We start from the raw sequence: 18352 nt of genomic DNA on the forward strand, positions 1-18352 counted from the left end.
GGACAATAAAATGCTTGAAATCAACAACCTGCATGTGAAACTTGAAGAAGAAGACAAGCAGATCCTGAAGGGGGTCACCCTCTCGATCGGGCCGGGCGAGGTGCATGCCATCATGGGGCCGAACGGCTCGGGCAAGTCCACGCTCTCCTATGTCCTCTCGGGCCGCGAGGGCTATGAGGTGACCGAGGGGACCGCGACTTTGGAGGGCGAAGACCTGCTGGAGATGGACCCCGAGGTCCGCGCCGCCAAGGGCCTGTTCCTCGCCTTCCAATACCCGGTCGAGATCCCCGGCGTCGGCAACATGACCTTCCTGCGCACCGCCCTGAACGCGCAGCGCAAGACCCGGGGCGAGCCCGAAGTGTCCGCCGGCGACTTCCTCAAACTGGTGCGGGAAAAGGCGAAAAGCCTGAAGATCGACGCCGAGATGCTGAAGCGTCCGGTCAATGTCGGCTTCTCGGGTGGTGAGAAAAAGCGCAACGAAATCCTGCAGATGGCGATGCTGGAACCGAAGATGTGCATCCTTGACGAGACCGATTCCGGCCTGGACGTCGATGCGATGAAGCTGGTCTCCGAAGGGGTGAACGCCCTGCGCTCGGAAGGGCGCAGCTTCCTGGTGATCACCCACTATCAGCGCCTGTTGGACCATATCAAACCCGATGTCGTCCACATCATGGCCAATGGAAGGATCATCAAGACCGGCGGCCCGGACCTCGCGCTGGAGGTGGAGAACAACGGTTACGCCGATCTTCTGGCGGAAAACGCGGCTGAGGTGAAGTGATGGGCGCGATTTCTCCCCGGGCCGAGGCGCTGGCACAGCGGCTTGCCCCCCTGACCCGGCCCGCCGGTCTGGATGCCGCGCGCAAGGCCGCCGCCGACCGGCTCGAGGCGATGGGCCTGCCGATCCGCCGTGACGAATACTGGCGCTACACCGATCCCACTTCCTTGACCGCCGTGGTGGCGCCAGAGGCCCCGCTGTTCAAGGGCGTGGTCGAGGCCCCGCTGTTCGACGCCGTGGACCGGGTCAAGCTGGTCTTCACCGATGGCGTTTTCGACGCCGCGGCCTCCGATCCGCTGGAACTGTCCGGGGTGACGATCACCCGTCTGGCCCAGGTCGAGGCCGGCCATTGGGCCGAAGACCTCTATGGCACGCTGGAGGCCGCCGGGCAAAAGCCCGTGGCGCGGCCCTTGGCGGCGCTCAATTCCGCCTATGCCAGCGACGGTCTGCTGATTGACGTGACCGGGCAGGCGGCCAAGCCGATTTCGGTGATTTACAACCAGTCTTCAAGCACTTCCGATGCGATCCTCCACCATGTGATCCGTCTTGCGCCGGGAGCGGAGCTGACGCTTCTGGAGGATGGCCCCGCCGCCGCCCGCCTCAACGCGCTCTTGGAGGTCGATCTGGCCGATGGCGCGAGGTTCCACCACATCCGCGCCCAGGGCCGCACCCATGACCGCCGCGCCGCGAGCCATATGTTCGCGCGTCTCGGCGCCGAGGCGACCTTCAAAAGCTTCACCCTGACCGCCAATGGCGTGCTGACCCGCAACGAATCCGTCATCGACTTTACCGGCGATGATGCCGTGGCCCATATCGCCGGGGCCGCGATGGGGGATGGCGCCTTCCACCATGACGACACCGTTTTCATCACCCATGGGGCCGAGCGCTGCGAAAGCCGCCAGGTCTATAAATCGGTGCTGAAACATGGTGCGGTTGGCGTCTTCCAGGGCAAGATCCTTGTGAAGAAAGGCGCGCAAAAGACGGATGGCTATCAGATTTCCCAGGCCCTGCTTCTGGACGAGGAAAGCCAGTTCCTCGCCAAGCCGGAACTTGAGATCTATGCCGATGACGTCAAATGCAGCCATGGTTCGACCTCGGGCGCGATTGATGAGACAGCACTTTTCTACCTGCAATCGCGCGGCGTGCCGCGGCGGGTGGCGCAGAGCCTGCTGATCCTCGCCTTCCTCGCCGAAGCGATTGCCGAGATCGAGGATGAGGCGATTGCCGAGGACATCCGCGCAAGGCTGGAAGGCTGGCTGGAAAGGCACGACGGCTGATGGCCCTGACCTCGGACATCGTGGAAAGCTGGCGCAGGCCGAGGGTGGTGATCCGCAGGCTGCAAGCGAGGGGAAGGTCGGAAGCCTTTGTTTTCACGTTTCTTTTCGTCTTCTTGATGCTGGCGGTCGTCTCGGTGTCGCCGGCACTCGCACGGCAGGCGGCGCTGGAGGGCAAGCCCTTTGCGCCATATCTGCTGGGAGCCTGTTTCGGCGCGGTTGTGGCACTGCCGTTCTTCTATGCAGTTGCAGCCCTTGGCCATCTGGTCGCTTTGCTGATGGGCGGGCGGGGTGGCTTTTACGAGGGGCGGCTCGCGCTCTTCTGGGCGCTGGTCGCGATCACCCCGGCCATGCTGCTCTATGGCCTGGTGCGGGCCTTTGCCGATGGATCGGCCGGTGTTCCCGTGGTCGGGTTTCTGACATTCCTTTTGTTTATCGTGCTTTACACGGTGATGCTGCGCGAGGTTGAAGGCCAATGAACATCACGCCCCAAGCGATTTTCGCGGCGGCCCGTGCCACCCTGTCGGACCCGGCCGGGGCGGCCCGCCAGGTCATGGCGCTGCGCCTGACCACGGGCGAGGGGCTGATGGCGATTGCCGCCATGGCCGCGCTCGACGCCGTGCTGACCGTGCTAACCTCGAAACTCGCCGGGCCGATGCCCGAGGCCCCGGTGCAGGCGGTGCTGGACCGGCCCTTCCTTCTGGCGGTCAGCTACTTTCTGGTGCTGATCTTCGGGGCTTTCCTGATGTGGCGGGTCGGCAAGGCCTTCGGCGGCACCGGCACTTTCGCCAAGAGCCTGGCCCTGACCGCCTGGCTGGAGGTGGTGCTGACCTTCCTCAAGATCGGGCAGATCGTGGTCCTACTGGCGCTGCCGGTGCTGGGCGCGCCGGTGCTGCTCGCCTCGACCTTCGCCTATTTCTACCTTCTGTCGCAGTTCACCGCCACGCTGAACGGATTTTCCTCTCCGCTCAAGACCTTCTTCGGCATTCTTCTCACCCTGTTCGCCATCAGCTTCCTGCTCGGCCTGGCGATCGCCCTTCTGGTCCCGGTGCCCCATGTATGACGTTGACGCCATCCGCGCAGACTTCCCGATCCTCAGCCGCGAGGTGAACGGCAAGCCGCTGGTCTACCTCGACAATGGCGCCTCGGCGCAGAAGCCGCGCGTTGTGATCGATGCGATGACCAAGGTCTACGAACAGGAATATGCCAATGTTCACAGGGGCTTGCACTATCTTTCGAACCTTGCGACCGAACATTACGAATCCGTCCGCGGCCGCATTGCGCGCTTTCTGAACGCTGATGAGAACGAGATCGTCTTCAACACGGGGGCGACCGAGGGGATCAACCTCGTCTCCTACGCCTGGGCCGCACCGCGCCTGCAGGCGGGGGATGAGATCGTCCTGTCGGTGATGGAGCATCATGCCAATATCGTGCCCTGGCATTTCCTGCGCGAGCGGCAGGGCGTCGTCCTGAAATGGGTGGAGTGCGACCTGAACGGCGACCTCGACCCGCAGGCGGTGATCGACGCGATCGGGCCGCGCACCAAGCTGGTGGCGGTCACCCATATGTCGAACGTCTTGGGCACCGTGGTGGACGTGGCCGCGATCTGCAAAGGCGCTGCCGCCAAGGGCGTTCCGGTGCTGGTCGACGGCTCTCAGGCCGCGGTCCACATGCCGGTGGATGTGAAGGCCTTGGGCTGCGATTTCTATGCCATCACCGGACATAAGCTTTATGGCCCAAGCGGTTCCGGCGCGATCTTCATCCGCGCCGATCGTCAGGCCGAGATGCGGCCCTTCCTCGGCGGCGGCGACATGATCCGCGAGGTGACCCGTGAGGCGATCACCTGGAACGACCCGCCGATGAAGTTCGAGGCCGGAACCCCCGGCATCGTCCAGCAGATCGGTCTGGGCGTGGCGCTCGACTATATGACCGGGCTTGGCATGTCGAACATCGCCGCGCATGAACGGCGCATCCGCGACTATGCCCGCACCCGGCTCAATGGGCTCAACTGGCTGAACGTGCAGGGCAATTCGGCGGGTAAGGGGGCGATCTTCTCCTTCACGCTGAACGGGCCGGCCCATGCGCATGACATCTCGACCGTGCTGGACAAGCGCGGCATCGCGGTCCGCGCCGGCACGCATTGCGCCATGCCGCTTCTGAGCCTCTTCGGCCAGACCGCCACCTGCCGCGCCTCCTTTGGCCTTTACAACACCGAGGCCGAGGTCGACGCGCTGGTTTCGGCGCTGGAGTTCTGTCAGGAGCTTTTCGGCTGATTTGCGGTTGCATGGGGTTCGGCTTTCGACTATCTGAACCCCATCCTGCACCCATAGCTCAGCTGGATAGAGCGTTGCCCTCCGAAGGCAAAGGTCGCACGTTCGAATCGTGCTGGGTGCACCAAATTTCCCGATGCTTGGACAACTCATCCCGCTGGCGCAGCCGGGATGTAGGCGCTGGACGGCAGTCAGCTCCGCCTCGCCAGCAATCCCTCTGCCATCAGACGAAAGGTCTCGACCGCCTTGGGCAGGACGAGGTCCGGCGCGTCGCTGGCGGCGACCCAGAGCGCCGCGTTGAAGGCGGTTCCGCTCAGAAGGCGTGACGCCGCCTCGACATCGACCGGTTTCATGATGCCCGCAGCGATCAGATCGCTGACCGCCTGTTTGGTCAGGGTCAGGCAGGCATTCTGGCTTGGCCATGTCGAAGGGTCGCCCAGAAAGGCCGGCCCGTCGAGGAGGACAATCCGCCGAACCTCCGGGTCGAGGGCCAGTTCGATATAGGCCACCCCTTCGGCCAGCAGCCTCTCCCACGGCGTGGCCGCCTGCGCTGCCGCCAGATGCGCGCGCGCGGCCATTTCGCCATCGACCTGGGCCACGACGGCGGCCAGCAATCCCTTCTTGTCACCAAAGCCGTGATACAGCGCGCCGCGGGTCAGCCCGACCTTGGCCGTGAGATCATCCATCGATGCCGCAGCAAAGCCTGCGGTGGCAAAGGCCTGCCGCGCCGCCCCGATCAGTTTGGCGTGGTTTTCCGCCATCGTCTCTTCGCGGCGCTTCTTGACCAAGATGATCCCCTAATTCACATACGTCGCGTATTTGGACTTGACGGAGAGTGTCCGTTATCCATATACGCTGTGTATGTGAATACAACGGTGTCCTTGAAAAGTCCAGCGGCGCTGGTCAGGCACCCATGCCCCCATGAAAAGGATGAAGATATGACCCAGCGCGAAGCGATATTTCCCGCCAACCGGCATGCCCTTTACGAACAGCACGGCTATTCGGCGGCGGTGCGTTCAGACGATCTTCTCTTCGTCTCCGGCCAGGTCGGCAGCCGCCCGGATGGGTCGCCGGAACCCGATTTCGCGGCCCAGGTCCGCCTGGCCTTTGCCAACCTCGAGGCCACCTTGCGCGCCGCGGGCTGCGGGTTTGATGACATCGTCGATGTCACGTCCTTTCATACCGATCCCGAACAGCAGCTTGGCACGATCATGGCGGTGAAGGGCGAAATCTTCAAAGACGCGCCTTACCCGAACTGGACGGCGCTTGGGGTCAACTGGCTCGCCGGGTTCGATTTCGAGATCAAGGTGATCGCGCGGATACCCTCTGCTGCGCGCGGCTCGGTCAGCCGCCATAACCCTCCGACCATCTGGGATATGGCTTCGGCCGGATATTCGCAGATCAGCGTCGCGGAACCGGGCCGCATCGCCTTTCTGTCGGGCCAGGTGGCCTGGCTGCCGGGCGGTGAGGCGGCGCCCAAGGATGTCGCCGGTCAGGCGCGGGTCGCGGCGGCCAATCTTGCCGCCGCGTTGAAGGAGCTTGGGGCTTCGGGCAAGGACATCGTGCTGCTGCGGCTTTACGTCGTCGATGCGACCACGGAGAAGTTCCAGCAGGCCCAGGTCGCGCTGGATGCGCTCAAGGGCGACGGGATGCCCAGCATCACGACGATCGGCGTCCAGAGTCTTTATGCGCCGGATATCCTGGTCGAGATCGAAATGGTGGTGCGTGTCCCTGAAGAGGCGAAGCCTGCCCTGCGGTCCTGACCGCCCCAAGCGGCGCAGCTTCCCTCGGCAGCGAAGCGGGAGCCGCAGCCCTTGAGAAAGCGGCTTTGGCCGGCTGAGAGGCAGAGGCCGCGATCCTGTTTCGGCCCGGCTGCACCAATTTCCCGCCTGACCCCGGTAAAGGCCCCTTGTGCGCCAGCCCTTGGCTTGGCAAGTCTGCCCGGCGTGACGGGGGGCGGGATGGCGCGGGTTTTCGGGCATTTTGGTGAGTTGATGCAGGGCAGGATCGGACCTTCGGGGCCGGTGGCGCTGATCACCCTGCCATGCCCGGCGCTTTGGGCCGAGGCGGTGGCGGCGCCGGCCCGCAGCCTTGCGCTTTATCAGCCGGTGCCGGTGGTGGCGCGGGCGCGTCTCTTGCGGGTGCTGCGGCGGCTTGACCTTGCGGCGGGGGGGCGGTTCCGGCTGCGTCTGAACATGCCGGTCGGTGGCGGGGCCGGGGCCTCGACCGCGGCGCTGATGGCGCTGGCGCTTGCGGCGGGGGCCCGCGAGGACGCGGCGCTGGTCGCGGCGGTGCTGGCGGCGGAGGGCGCCTCGGACCCATTGCTGTTTCAGAACCCCGAGCGGCTGCTCTGGGCCTCGCGGCGCGGGGTGGTGCTGGCCGATCTGCCCGCCCTGCCGCGGTTCGAGGTGCTGGGCGGCTTCCTCGGCCCCGGGCAGCGCACCGATCCGCGCGATGCGGATTTTCCCGATATCAGCGATCTGGTGGCCGAATGGCCGGGTGCGGACCTTGGGCAGATGGCGCGTCTGGCCAGTATTTCGGCGCGGCGGACCCTGGCCCTGCGTGGACCAAAGGGCGACCCGACCGAGGCGCTGGCGCATCGCCATTCCGCCCTTGGTTTCAGCATCGCCCATACCGGCGCCGCCCGCGCCTTGATCTTTGCGCCGGGAACCGTGCCTCAAGCGGCGGCAGCAGACTTGCGCAAGGCCGGATTTTCGCGGATCACCCGGTTCAGATGCGGGGGATAGGGCATGTTTGCAGGGGCGATGCTGGTGGCGATGGCGGTGGATGCGGCTCTGGGCTGGCCCGACCGGATTTATGACCGCATCGGCCATCCGGTGACCTGGATCGGCGCCGTGATCGAGAAGGCCGATCAGGAGATGAACCTCGACAGCGACCCGTTCTGGAAGCGGCGGCTGAAGGGCGTCATCGTCTGCCTCGGCATCACCTCTTTTGCGATCCTGGTGGCGCAGCTTCTGGTCTGGTGCCTGCCGGGCGGGATCTGGGGCGGGGTGCTGACCGGGATTCTGGCCTGGCCTCTGGTCGCCGGACGCTCGCTTTACGACCATGTCCGGCGGGTGGCGACGCCCTTGGCGCGGCGCGATCTGCAGGGCGCGCGGGATGCGGTGGCGATGATCGTCGGGCGCGACCCGATGCAGCTGGACACCCCGGGCGTGGCGCGCGCGGCTTTGGAGAGCCTGGCCGAGAATGCCTCGGACGGGGTGGTGGCGCCCTTGTTCTGGGGCGCGATCTTCGGCCTGCCGGGGATTGCGGCCTACAAGGCGATCAACACGATGGATTCGATGATCGGCCATATGAGCGCGCGGCACCGGGCCTTTGGCTGGGCGGCGGCGCGGCTGGATGATCTGGTGAACCTGGTGCCGGCGCGGCTGACCGCCTTGCTGTTCATCGCCGTGGCCGGGGTGACGCGGGGGCGGGCGACCAAGGTGATGATCGCCGATGCTGGCCACCACCGCTCGCCCAATGCCGGCTGGCCCGAGGCGGCGCTGGCCGGGGCGCTTGGCGTCCGGCTTTCGGGCCCGCGGAGCTACCACGGCGCGATCTCGGCCGAGCCTTGGGTGAACGAGGGGGCGCCGGACCCCGGGGCGCTGGACCTCGGGCGGGGGTTGAACCTGTACCTCGCCGCCGTGCTGGTGCTGGCCGGGCTGATGGCGGTGGTGGCTCTGCTATGAGCGATCACGCCAGGGATCACGGCGGCAACCTCGATGAGGCGCGGGCGAAGTTTGGCGGCAACGACTGGATCGACCTGTCGACCGGGATCAACCGGGTGCCCTATCCCGTGCCAGTGCTGTCGCCGGAAAGCTTCACCGCCCTGCCGACCCGGCCCGCGATGACGGCCCTGCTGGCCGCCGCTGCCGAGGCCTTTGGCACCTCGGCGCCGATGGTGGCCCTGGCCGGGGCGCAGGCGGCGATCCAGATGGTGCCTATGCTCCGGCCGCGGGGGCAGGCGCGGGTGCTGGCGCCGACCTATAACGAACATGCCGCCACCCTGCGCGCCTGTGGCTGGCAGGTGGCGGAAGTGCCGGGGCTGGAAGACCTTGCCGGGGCAGATCTGGCGGTGGTGGTCAATCCCAACAACCCCGACGGGCGGCATTGGACGCGCGCGGCGCTGCGGGCTGTGGCGGGCAAGGTCGGGCTTCTGGTGGTGGATGAAAGCTTCGCCGATCCGATGCCGCAGGAGAGCCTCGCCGCCGAGGCCGGGCCGGGCCTGATCGTCTTGCGCAGCTTTGGCAAGTTCTATGGGCTGGCCGGGGTGCGGCTGGGCTTTGCGCTAGGGGCTGAATCCGATGTGGCGCATCTGCGCGATCTGGCCGGGCCCTGGCCGGTGGCGGGCCCCGCGATCGAGATCGGCACAATGGCCTTGCGCGATGCGGCCTGGGCGCGGGCGACCACCGAAAGGCTGGTCGAGGAGGCCGCGCGGCTCGATGCGATCTGCACGAGGATCGGCTGGCAAAGCCTTGGCGGCACACCGCTTTTCCGGCTGTACGACACGCCGGATGCAGGCGAGGCGCAGGCGTTTCTGGCCCGCAAGCAGATCTGGAGCCGGATCTTCCCCTATCACCCGGGCTGGATTCGCCTGGGATTGCCGGGGGGCGATCTGGAATGGGCGCGGCTGTCAGACCTGTAAGATGGGCAGATTGCCCATCCTACCGGCCAGCGAGGCGCAGGAGGCCTTCGACATCCAGATGCGCCTCCAGATGGGCGGCGAGCGCGTCGAGCGTCGCCTCGACCTCGGCGCCATGGTCGCGCTGCGTGGCTGGCAGGCCAAGGCCGGTCAGGAAGGCCGCGCGGAAGGCGTCGCCGGCGAACATGCCGTGCAGATAGCTGCCCATGACCCTCCCATCGGCGGAGGTGGCGCCTTCCGGGGCGCCCGCGATCAGGGCGAAGGGGCGGGCGCGGTCGGGGCCCTCGGAGCGGCCGATGTGGATTTCGTAAGCGTCGATCGGCAGGTTCGAGGCGGCATGGGTGGCCTTGGTCCGGGTCAGGCGCTTGTCGGGCGTCATGGTGGTGGTGATGTCGAGAAGGCCGAGACCTTTGGTTTCGCCTGCCGGGCCTTCGATACCTTCGGGGTCTGAAACAAGGGTGCCAAGCATCTGATATCCGCCGCAAATCCCAAGGATACGCCCGCCGCGCCGGTGATGCGCCAGAAGGTCGATATCCCAGCCCTGGGCGCGCAGAAAGGCGAGGTCGCCGCGGGTGGATTTGCTGCCGGGGATGATGACCAAAGCGCAATCGCCGGGGATCGCCTCGCCGGCGCGGATCATCTGGACCTGCAGGCCGGGTTCGGATTTCAGCGGGTCGAGGTCGTCGAAATTGGCGATGCGCGAGAGTTGCAGGCAGGCGATCTTCACGCCCGCGCCGGTGGAGGCCACGATGTCGAGCGCGTCTTCGGCGGGCAAGCGCCAGGCTTGCGGGAAATAGGGCAGGACACCGAAGCCGGGCCAGAGGGTGCGGGATTCGATCAGCCGGTAACCCTCGTCAAACAGACGAGGATCGCCGCGGAACTTGTTGATCAGAAAGCCTTTGATCCGGGCATTGTCAGCGGGCGACAGCACGGCTTGTGTGCCCACCAGCTGGGCGATCACCCCGCCACGGTCGATGTCGCCGACCAGGATCACCGGCACGCCAGCGGCCTCGGCAAAGCCCATGTTGGCGATGTCACCGGCACGCAGGTTCACTTCCGCCGGAGAGCCTGCGCCTTCGACGATCACCAGGTCATGCCGGGCGGCAAGGCGTTGAAAACTTTCCAGAACCGGGGCCATCAGGCTGGGCTTCAGCGCGGCATAGTCGCGCGCCTTGACGGTGGCGATGCGCTTGCCCTGCACGACGACCTGGCTGCCGACCTCGGATTCCGGTTTCAGAAGCACCGGGTTCATGTCGGTATGCGGCTCCAGCCCGCAAGCCAGCGCCTGCAGGGCCTGGGCACGGCCGATCTCGCCGCCATCCACCGTCACAGCGGCATTGTTCGACATGTTCTGCGGCTTGAAGGGTGCCACGGACAGCCCGCGCAACCTTGCGGCGCGGCAGAGGCCGGCTACGATCAGCGACTTGCCGACATTGGAGCCGGCACCTTGAATCATGAAGGCTGTCATGGGGTTACGCCCAGAACCTCGGGCAGGTGGTGCCGGGTTTCCTCGGTGAAGTGAAAGACCTGCCAGCCGCGGGCGCGGGCGGCCTCGATGTTCCTTGCGGCATCGTCGATCAACAGAATCTCCTCCGGCGCATGGCCGGACCAGGATTCGATCTCGGCAAAGAACCCGGCGTCGGGCTTCTTCACCCCCATCCGGCCCGAGGCGAAGATATGGCGGAAGTGCTGCGACAGAGCCAGGCCATGCCAGATGTGATCGGCGCGGTGGGTCTCGTTGTTGGTGGCGATGACGCCGGGCAGGGCGCAGGCCTGAAGCCAGCCCAGAACCTGCATGTCCAGATTGGCGTCCTTGGCGAGCCAATAGTCCAGCACCACGCGCGGGCTGTGCGGCACCTCGTATGCCGCGACGTAATCGGCCAGAAGCGCCATCAGGTCGAGCTTTCCGGTCAGAACCGGGACGAAATTGCGCTCGTTATAGACGAAATCGGTGAAATCCCGGGCCGAGACGCCGAGATCTTCCTCGAAAGTCCTTTGCCAGGCCTCGAAGCCATGGGCATAGCCGCGGTTCAGCACGCCGTCGAAATCCCAGGCGACCAGTTTCAAAACTCAACCCCCGGCTGGGCCTTGATGCCGGAGCGGAAGGGGTGCTTGACCAGGGTCATCTCGGTGACCAGATCGGCGGCCTCGATCAGCGCGTCCGAGGCGCCGCGGCCGGTCAGGCAGACATGGGTCAGGGGCGGTTTCTCGGCCTTCAGAAAGGCCACGACCTCATCGACGTTGATGTAATCGTAACGCATCGCGATGATGATCTCGTCCAGCAGGACAAAGCGGATGTCGGGGTCACGGATCAGATCCTTGGCCTTGGCCCAGCCGGCCTGGGCTGCGGCAATGTCGCGGGCGCGGTCCTGGGTTTCCCAGGTAAAGCCTTCACCCATCGCATGAAACTCGCAAAGATCGGCGAAGTTTTCGGTGAGCAAGCGCCGCTCGCCGGTATCCCAGGCGCCCTTGATGAACTGGACCACGGCGCAGGGCATCTCATGCGCGACACAGCGCAGGATCATCCCGAAACCGGAGGAGGATTTGCCCTTGCCCGTGCCGGTATGAACGATGATCAGCCCGTGATCGCCGGCCTTGCCCGCCATGATCTTGTCGCGCGCGGCCTTCTTCTTGGCCATCTTGGCATTGTGGCGCGCATCCGGATTGACGGTATTTTCAGGCGAGGTGTCGGTTTCAACAGATGACATGGCGGCTCGTGTCCTTGACGTTATGCGCCCATCCTGCCAGAGGTACGGCGGTGCTGGTGCCCGTTTTGAGACTGATACTCTTACGACAGGCGAAAAGGGAATGCGACAGGTGAAAACCTGGGAAGCAGCCGCCCCCGCGACCGTGACCGGAGAGGTCGTCCAAGCCACTGGGAAACCGGGAAGGCGGGCGACCGGGGGAAACCCAGCTCCGCAAGCCGGGAGACCTGCCAGCACCTGAGACTTTGACGGACGGGGTGTGCCGTGGCGAGTTGGGGGTTTTCCCCCTTTTCGCGGCATTGCCCCCAGAGATTGCCCCGTGGGAGGAAGATGACCGCGCGACTGCATATCTGCATGACCTGCAAGGCCGGGCTGGCCGAGGAGGGCCCCTGCATGGGCGCCCGGCTTTGGGCTGCCATCGCCGCCCTGCCGGTTCCCGAAGGGGTTCAGGTCCTGCCGGTCGACTGTCTTTCGGCCTGCAACACCGGCGCTTCGGTCGCCCTGTCCAAACCCGGCGCCTGGGGCTATGTCTATGGCCGGATGTCGGAGGAGAACGCCGCCGATATTCTCGCCGGGGCCGCCGCCTATGCGCGCACCTCGGATGGTCTGGTGCCCTGGCGCGAACGTCCGGTGATCTTCCGCAAACAATCCATCGCCCGCATTCCCCCTATGGAGGTCTGACATGACCGATCTTGCAAAAATTCCCGTCACGGTGATCACAGGCTTCCTTGGCGCGGGGAAAACCACGCTGATCCGGCACCTTATGGCCAATCCGCAAGGCAAGCGCCTGGCCGTTCTGGTCAATGAATTCGGCACCGTGGGTGTCGATGGCGATATCCTGCGCTCTTGCGCCGACGAGAATTGCCCGACCGAGAATATCGTCGAGCTGGCCAATGGCTGCATCTGCTGCACCGTCGCGGACGAGTTCATCCCGACGATCGAGGCTTTGCTGGCCCTGCCCAAGCGCCCCGATCATATCCTGATCGAAACCTCGGGCCTGGCTTTGCCCAAGCCCTTGCTCAAGGCCTTTGACTGGCCGGGCATCCGCAGCCTGATCACCGTCGATGGCGTGATCACCCTGGCCGATGCCGAGGCGGTGGCCGCAGGCCATTTCGCGGGCGAGCTGACCCCGGCGCAGATCGCCGCGGGCGAACATGACACGCCTTTGGGCGAGGTATTCGAGGATCAGATCGCCTGCGCCGATATCGTGCTTCTGACCAAGGCCGATCTGGCCGGTGAGGCTGGTGTCGCCGCCGCCCGCGAGGTCGTCACCGCCGAGGCCGCCGAAAAGGGCCGCAAGCTGCCGATCCTGACGATGAGCGAAGGGGTGATCGACCCGCGGGTGATCCTTGGCCTCAACGCCGCAGCCGAGGACGACCTCGCCGGCCGGCCCAGCCACCACGACGGCGAGGACGGCCACGAACATGACGATTTCAACTCGATCGTCGTCGAACTTGCCGAGGTCGCCTCGGTCGAGGATCTGACCGCCGCAATCCTGAAACTGGCGCGCGACCAGAAGATCCTGCGCGTCAAGGGCTATGTCGCGGTCAAGGGCAAGCCGATGCGCCTCTTGGTACAGGCCGTGGGCGAGCGGATCCGCACGCAATACGACCGGCTCTGGGGCACCACGCCGCGCAGCTCGCATCTGGTGGTGATCGCCGAACAGGGCGACATCGACGAAGCCGCCATCCGCGCGGTTCTGGGGGCCTGAGATGCACGTCGTCTTCCGCGAGAGTCACGGGCTGGAGGAGACGGCCACGCCGTTCGATCCGGGTCAGGACCCTGCGGATCTGATCGTGCTGTCCTTCTCGGACAGTGATCTGGGCGCCTTTGCCGCCGGCTGGGGCCGTGCGATGGGCAAATTGCCCCAACTGCGCCTGTGCAATCTGGTGGCTTTGCGGCATCCGGTCTCGGTCGACACCTATATCGAGCGGACGGCTGCGGGCGCCAAGGCCATTCTGGTGCGGCTGATCGGGGGCGAGGCCTATTGGGCCTATGGCCTGGCCTCTTTGGGGGATCTCGCGCGGCGCAAGGGGATTGCCCTGGCCGTCCTGCCCGCCGATGGCCGCGAGGATGCACGGCTGGACGAGATTTCGACCCTGCCAGTCTCGACCCTGCGGCGGTTGCAGGCGCTCTGCGATGCGGGCGGCGCCGTGGCGGCCCAGGCGGCGCTGGCGCAGCTGTCGCTGGCAGCGGGGCTTTATGCCGGGCCGGTCCTGGGTGACAAGCGGGTGCCGGATTGCGGATTTTACGAGCCGGGGCAGGGGGTTAGCGCGCAATCCTCACCCGGTGGCGTGGCCGTGGTCTTCTACCGGTCTTACCTGACCGCCGCCGATACCGCGCCGATCGACGCGCTGATCCTCGCCTTGCGCGCGGCGGGTCTGCCGGCCTTCGGCGTTTTTGCGCCCTCGCTGAAAGGCGAAGCGGCACATTGGGTGCGGCAGGCCTTGCAGGCGGCGGCGCCGGTTGCGGTGATCAATGCCACCGCCTTTTCGGCCAAGGGGCCGGATGGCACCTCGCCGCTCGACCTTGGCTGCCCGGTGTTCCAGGTGGCGCTTTCGACGGCACGGCGGCGCGACTGGGCGGGTTCGGCGCGCGGGCTTTCGCCCTCGGACCTTGCGATGCATGTGGTTCTGCCCGAGGTCGATGGCCGCCTGCTCGCCGGGGTGATCAGCTTCAAAAGCCCTGGCAAGCGCGACCCCGACCTGCAATTCTCGCGCTTCGCCCATCGCGCCGATGCCGAGCGGATCGCCGCCGTGGTCGCCCGGGTCAAGGCCTGGGTCACCCTCGCCCGGACCGCGAAGGCGGAGGTGAAGCTGGCCCTCATCCTCTCCACCTATCCCGGCCGCGCCCATCAGATGGCCCACGCCGTGGGCCTCGATGCCCTGGCCTCGGCCGAGGCGCTGCTCGCCGACCTGGGCGAAGCGGGCTATGACATCCCGCAGGGCACCCTCGCAGCCGAGGGGATTGCGCACGAGGCCGCCTTCTGGCCCCTTGCAGATTATCGGAACGCTCTCCGTGCCTTGCCCGAGGATCTTCAACAAGCGTTGAGCCTCTGGGGCAGCCCCGAAGCCGACCCGCTGTTCCAGGATGGCGGCTTCCGCTTCCCCTGTCTGCAGCGCGGCAAGGCTCTGATCGCCCTGCAGCCCGAACGCGGTCGCAGCACCCTGCGCGATGCCGAATATCACGACCTTTCCGCCACGCCGCGGCATTCCTACGTCGCCTTTTACCTCTGGCTGCGGGCGCAGGGCATCGACGCGCTGATCCATATGGGCGCGCATGGCACGCTGGAATGGCTGCCCGGCAAATCGGTCGCCCTCTCCGCCACCTGTTGGCCCGAGGCGTTGATCGGTGCGACCCCGGTGATCTATCCTTTCATCGTCAACGATCCCGGCGAGGCCGCCCAGGCCAAGCGCCGCATCGGCGCCGTCACCATCGGCCATATGCCGCCGCCCCTGGCCGAGGCGGGCGTGCCGCAGAATCTGCAATCTTTGGAACGGCTTCTGGACGAATATTCCACCGCCGACGGCATCGACCCCTCGCGCCGCGACCGCCTGATCCAGGCGATCCGCGACGAGGCGCAGGTTCAGGGCGTCGAGGCCGACCTCGACCTGCCCGCCGATGCCTCGCCTGCCGAGGCGATCACCCGGATCGACCGTTTCGTCTGCGACATCAAGGAAAGCCAGTACGGCGACGGGCTGCACATCTTTGGCCGCGGCCCGCAGGGCAACGCCGAGCGTGACGGCGTGCTGGCCGCCCTGGCCGGCCAAAGGGTCGAGGCCGGTCCCGCAGGCTCGCCCAACCGGGGCAGGCTGGATGTGCTGCCGACCGGGCGCAACCTTTATGCCGTCGATCCCCGCGCCGTGCCCTCGCGCGCCGCCCATGCCCAGGGCATCAAACTGGCCGAGGAGCTGATCCGCCGCCACCTGCAGGACCATGGCGATTATCCGCGCGGGCTGGTCGTCGACCTCTGGGGCTCGGCCACGATGCGGACCGCGGGCGAGGATTTCGCCATGGCGCTGCATCTGGCGGGTCTGGCGCCGCTCTGGGACGAAAACGCCGCACGGGTCTCCGGGGTAGAGGTGATCCCGTTGGCCTTGCTGGGCCGGCCGCGGATTGATGTGACACTCAGGGTCTCGGGCCTGTTCCGCGATATTTTCCCGGGCCTTGCGCAGCTTTTCGAAACCGGCGCCGCAGCTTTGGCCGCACGGGACGAAGCACCCGAAGACAACCCTTATCTTATGCCAACCCCCCGCGTCTTTGCGCCCGAGCCAGGGCGTTATGGCCTTGGCATGGGGCAGGACGATTTCTCGCCCGAGGCGCGGGCGGCGGCGGGTGAGGCCTGGCTTGCGGCCTCTTCCTGGGCGATCGGGGCTGACGGCGAATCGCGCCCCGAACGTGCGGCACTGGAGGCGCAGCTGCGCCGGGCCGACAGTTTCATCCATGCCCAGGACCTGCCTGAAACCGATGTGCTTCTGGCCCAGGACTATGCCGCCCACGAGGCCGGCTTTGCCGCCGCGATGGCGCGGCTCGGGGCGGCCAAGCCGACGCTTTACCACCTTGACGCCACAAGGCCCGACGCCCCGCAAGCCCGCACCCTGCCTGAAGAAATCGCCCGCGTCGTGCGCGCCCGTGCCACCAACCCGGCCTGGGCCGAGGGGATGATGCGCCACGGCTTCCGCGGCGCCGCCGAGATTGCCGCCACGCTGGACCATATGGCCGCCTTCGCCCATCTCGCCCAGGTCGTGCCCGCCCATCTTTTCGACCTCTACCACCGCGCCACGCTTGGCCGCGACGATCTGCGCGCTTTCCTTGCGGCGGAGAATCCGGCAGCACTGGCCGCGATGCAGGATTGCTTCCTGCGCCTGCGCGAGGCCGGTCTCTGGCAGACGCGCCACAACTCCATCGCGATGGAAGTGGAGCGGGTAAATGGTTGATTTCACGGTCAAAGGCTGGTGCCCGGGCGCGCTGCAGCCGATGGAATCCGGCGATGGTCTGGTGGTGCGGATCAGGCCGCGTATGGCCGAGCTGTCGCAGGACCAGATGCGCGGCATCGCGGTGGCGGCGCTGCGGCATGGCAATGGCGTGATCGAGCTGACCGCGCGCGCCAATCTGCAGCTGCGCGGCGTGACCCAGAGCAGCCACAAGGGCCTGATCGCCGACCTCGACGCGCTGGGTCTGATCGACCCCGATGCCGACAGCGAACGCCACCGCAACGTGGTGATCTCGCCCTTCTGGCAGGGCGAGGAGGTGCGGCAACTGGCGCAAGACCTCTACAAGGCCCTGCAACAAGCCCCTGATCTGCCAAACAAATTCGGCTTTGCGCTGGATCTGGGCGCGGAGCGCGTCCTGGCCGGCACCTCGGCCGATATCCGCATCGAACGCGGTGCCTCGGGCGGGCTGATCCTGCGCGCGGATGGTGCTTTGGGCGGTCAGGCGGTCGGTTATGACACCGCCGTGCCTGAGGCCATGCGCCTGGCTGAGTGGTTTGTGGCCTCGGGCGGTGTGCGGGATGGCCGGGGCCGGATGGCCGCGCATCTGGGCGATTTGCCGTTCGACACGAGCGCCCTTCCGGCCCCCAAGGCTGCGGCCGCCACGCCGGGCGAGACTGCCATGGGTGCGATGATCGGCTTTGAATTCGGGATCTTGCGGGCCGAAGTTCTTACTGATCTGGCCGAACGGTGCCGGGCCATGCGCGTGACGCCCTGGCGGATGGCCCTGCTGCTGGATGGCTCTGCCACTGGGCCGGGGCTGATCACCGAGGCCCATGATCCCCGCTTGCGCGTTCTGGCCTGCACCGGCGCGCCGGGCTGCCCGCAAGCCCTGCAACCGACGCGGAGCCTCGCGCGGCGCCTCGCCGCGGCGGTGCCCGAGGGCAAGATCCTGCATGTGTCGGGCTGCGGCAAGGGCTGCGCCCATCCGGGGCCCGCCGATCTGACGCTGTCGGCGACCCGGCAGGGCTTTGCCGTGCTGCCACAGGCCAGGGCGGGCGGGATTGCGTCCTCGCTTCCCGCCGAGGAGATCACTTTGGAAACCATCCGCAAGGCACTGTCATGAAACACATTTACGAAACCGACGGCGCTGCGATCTACCTGCAAAGCTTTGCGATGATCCGGGCCGAGGCCGACCTTGCGCGCTTTACCCCCGAGGAGGAGGTGGTGGCCGTCCGGATGATCCATGCCGCCGGGATGGTCGGGCTGGAGGCGCATGTCCGTTTCACCCCCGGCATGGCGATTGCGGCGCGGGCGGCGCTCGAGGCGGGGGCGCCGATCCTTTGCGATGTGCGGATGGTGTCGGAAGGCATCACCCGGACGCGGCTGCCGGCGAAGAACGAGGTGATCTGCACCCTGCAGGACCCGCGTGTTCCCGAACTGGCGCGCGCCATGTCCAACACCCGCAGCGCCGCGGCGCTGGAGCTGTGGCGGCCGCATCTGGCGGGCGCGGTGGTGGCTATCGGCAATGCGCCGACGGCTTTGTTTCACCTTCTCAACATGTTGCAAGACGAATCTTGCCCGCGTCCGGCGGCGATCATCGGCTGTCCGGTGGGCTTTGTGGGGGCTGCGGAATCGAAAGAGGCGCTGATGCAGGCGCCGCCGTGCCCCGCGATGGTGGTGGCCGGACGGCTCGGCGGCTCGGCGATCACGGTGGCAGCGGTCAACGCTTTGGCCAGCCGGAAGGAATAG

18 protein-coding genes, 1 tRNA gene and 1 riboswitch are annotated in these 18352 nt (G+C 66.6%); of the genes, 15 read left to right on the plus strand and 4 right to left on the minus strand.

Translation table 11 applies throughout. The features are described from left to right. Window positions 1–10 precede the first annotated feature (10 nt). The 6 genes from sufC (at window position 11) to AC1DZT_RS21135 (ending at window position 4446) form a co-directional block, all read left to right on the plus strand. Window positions 11–778 (plus strand): Fe-S cluster assembly ATPase SufC, encoded by a 768-nt coding sequence (sufC, locus tag AC1DZT_RS21110; RefSeq protein ID WP_478008625.1) that lies wholly within the window; start codon window positions 11–13, stop codon window positions 776–778. Continuing rightward, complete coding sequence (sufD, locus tag AC1DZT_RS21115; RefSeq protein ID WP_478008626.1) at window positions 778–2052, plus strand: Fe-S cluster assembly protein SufD; 1275 nt, start codon at window positions 778–780, stop codon at window positions 2050–2052. The genes sufC and sufD overlap by 1 nt, the downstream gene beginning before the upstream one ends. Then, window positions 2052–2528 carry a YIP1 family protein gene (locus AC1DZT_RS21120; RefSeq protein ID WP_478008627.1) on the plus strand — a complete coding sequence of 159 codons (477 nt, stop codon included), beginning with the start codon at window positions 2052–2054 and terminating at the stop codon, window positions 2526–2528. Before sufD ends, AC1DZT_RS21120 begins: the two co-directional genes overlap by 1 nt. Further along, window positions 2525–3112: a YIP1 family protein gene (locus tag AC1DZT_RS21125; protein ID WP_478008628.1), complete on the plus strand. Its 588-nt coding sequence runs from the start codon at window positions 2525–2527 to the stop codon at window positions 3110–3112. The genes AC1DZT_RS21120 and AC1DZT_RS21125 overlap by 4 nt, the downstream gene beginning before the upstream one ends. Beyond that, window positions 3105–4322 carry a cysteine desulfurase gene (locus tag AC1DZT_RS21130; RefSeq protein WP_478008629.1) on the plus strand — a complete coding sequence of 406 codons (1218 nt, stop codon included), beginning with the start codon at window positions 3105–3107 and terminating at the stop codon, window positions 4320–4322. Before AC1DZT_RS21125 ends, AC1DZT_RS21130 begins: the two co-directional genes overlap by 8 nt. Window positions 4323–4369: 47 nt before the next feature. After that, window positions 4370–4446: transfer RNA gene (locus AC1DZT_RS21135), tRNA-Arg, on the plus strand. 64 nt (window positions 4447–4510) lie between these two features. Here the strand turns inward: AC1DZT_RS21135 and AC1DZT_RS21140 are convergent. Continuing rightward, complete coding sequence (locus AC1DZT_RS21140; RefSeq protein WP_478008630.1) at window positions 4511–5107, minus strand: TetR/AcrR family transcriptional regulator; 597 nt, start codon at window positions 5105–5107, stop codon at window positions 4511–4513. A 150-nt stretch (window positions 5108–5257) separates the two neighbouring features. Here AC1DZT_RS21140 and AC1DZT_RS21145 point away from each other — a divergent pair, with 150 nt between their 5' ends. From AC1DZT_RS21145 to cobD, 4 genes are all read left to right on the plus strand, one after another. Beyond that, window positions 5258–6082: a Rid family hydrolase gene (locus tag AC1DZT_RS21145; protein ID WP_478008631.1), complete on the plus strand. Its 825-nt coding sequence runs from the start codon at window positions 5258–5260 to the stop codon at window positions 6080–6082. Window positions 6083–6280: 198 nt separating this feature from the next. Further along, a complete protein-coding gene (locus AC1DZT_RS21150) occupies window positions 6281–7066 on the plus strand; it encodes a propanediol utilization protein (protein WP_478008632.1) in 786 nt (261 codons plus the stop codon). A gap of 3 nt (window positions 7067–7069) precedes the next feature. Continuing rightward, window positions 7070–8011 carry an adenosylcobinamide-phosphate synthase CbiB gene (gene cbiB / locus AC1DZT_RS21155; protein ID WP_478008633.1) on the plus strand — a complete coding sequence of 314 codons (942 nt, stop codon included), beginning with the start codon at window positions 7070–7072 and terminating at the stop codon, window positions 8009–8011. Further along, window positions 8008–8967 carry a threonine-phosphate decarboxylase CobD gene (gene cobD / locus AC1DZT_RS21160; protein WP_478008634.1) on the plus strand — a complete coding sequence of 320 codons (960 nt, stop codon included), beginning with the start codon at window positions 8008–8010 and terminating at the stop codon, window positions 8965–8967. The genes cbiB and cobD overlap by 4 nt, the downstream gene beginning before the upstream one ends. Window positions 8968–8986: 19 nt before the next feature. Here the strand turns inward: cobD and AC1DZT_RS21165 are convergent, their stop codons facing one another. The 3 genes from AC1DZT_RS21165 to cobO are packed head-to-tail and all read right to left on the minus strand — an operon-like array spanning window position 8987 to window position 11672. Next, complete coding sequence (locus AC1DZT_RS21165; protein WP_478008635.1) at window positions 8987–10432, minus strand: cobyric acid synthase; 1446 nt, start codon at window positions 10430–10432, stop codon at window positions 8987–8989. Further along, on the minus strand, window positions 10429–11031 hold the full coding sequence (locus AC1DZT_RS21170) for an HAD family hydrolase (RefSeq protein WP_478008636.1): 603 nt from the start codon (window positions 11029–11031) through the stop codon (window positions 10429–10431). Before AC1DZT_RS21170 ends, AC1DZT_RS21165 begins: the two co-directional genes overlap by 4 nt. Beyond that, entirely contained in the window at window positions 11028–11672 is a 645-nt protein-coding gene (gene cobO, locus AC1DZT_RS21175; protein ID WP_478008637.1) for a cob(I)yrinic acid a,c-diamide adenosyltransferase, read from the minus strand. The genes AC1DZT_RS21170 and cobO overlap by 4 nt, the downstream gene beginning before the upstream one ends. 37 nt (window positions 11673–11709) lie before the next feature. After that, window positions 11710–11918, plus strand: a riboswitch (cobalamin riboswitch). 81 nt (window positions 11919–11999) lie between these two features. Here cobO and AC1DZT_RS21180 point away from each other — a divergent pair. The 5 genes from AC1DZT_RS21180 to AC1DZT_RS21200 are packed head-to-tail and all read left to right on the plus strand — an operon-like array spanning window position 12000 to window position 18352. Next, window positions 12000–12350 carry a DUF1636 family protein gene (locus AC1DZT_RS21180; RefSeq protein ID WP_478008638.1) on the plus strand — a complete coding sequence of 117 codons (351 nt, stop codon included), beginning with the start codon at window positions 12000–12002 and terminating at the stop codon, window positions 12348–12350. A gap of 1 nt (window position 12351) precedes the next feature. Continuing rightward, window positions 12352–13380: a cobalamin biosynthesis protein CobW gene (gene cobW / locus AC1DZT_RS21185; protein ID WP_478008639.1), complete on the plus strand. Its 1029-nt coding sequence runs from the start codon at window positions 12352–12354 to the stop codon at window positions 13378–13380. A 1-nt stretch (window position 13381) separates the two neighbouring features. Continuing rightward, window positions 13382–16606 (plus strand): cobaltochelatase subunit CobN, encoded by a 3225-nt coding sequence (gene cobN, locus AC1DZT_RS21190; protein WP_478008640.1) that lies wholly within the window; start codon window positions 13382–13384, stop codon window positions 16604–16606. Further along, window positions 16599–17726, plus strand: a complete 1128-nt coding sequence (gene cobG, locus AC1DZT_RS21195; RefSeq protein ID WP_478008641.1) for a precorrin-3B synthase — start codon at window positions 16599–16601, stop codon at window positions 17724–17726. Before cobN ends, cobG begins: the two co-directional genes overlap by 8 nt. Continuing rightward, the gene (locus tag AC1DZT_RS21200) at window positions 17723–18352 is read left to right on the plus strand and encodes a precorrin-8X methylmutase (RefSeq protein ID WP_478008642.1); all 630 of its coding nucleotides are present in this window, start codon (window positions 17723–17725) and stop codon (window positions 18350–18352) included. The genes cobG and AC1DZT_RS21200 overlap by 4 nt, the downstream gene beginning before the upstream one ends.

It is taken from the genome of Rhodobacter sp. P1_C2 (assembly GCF_056406375.1).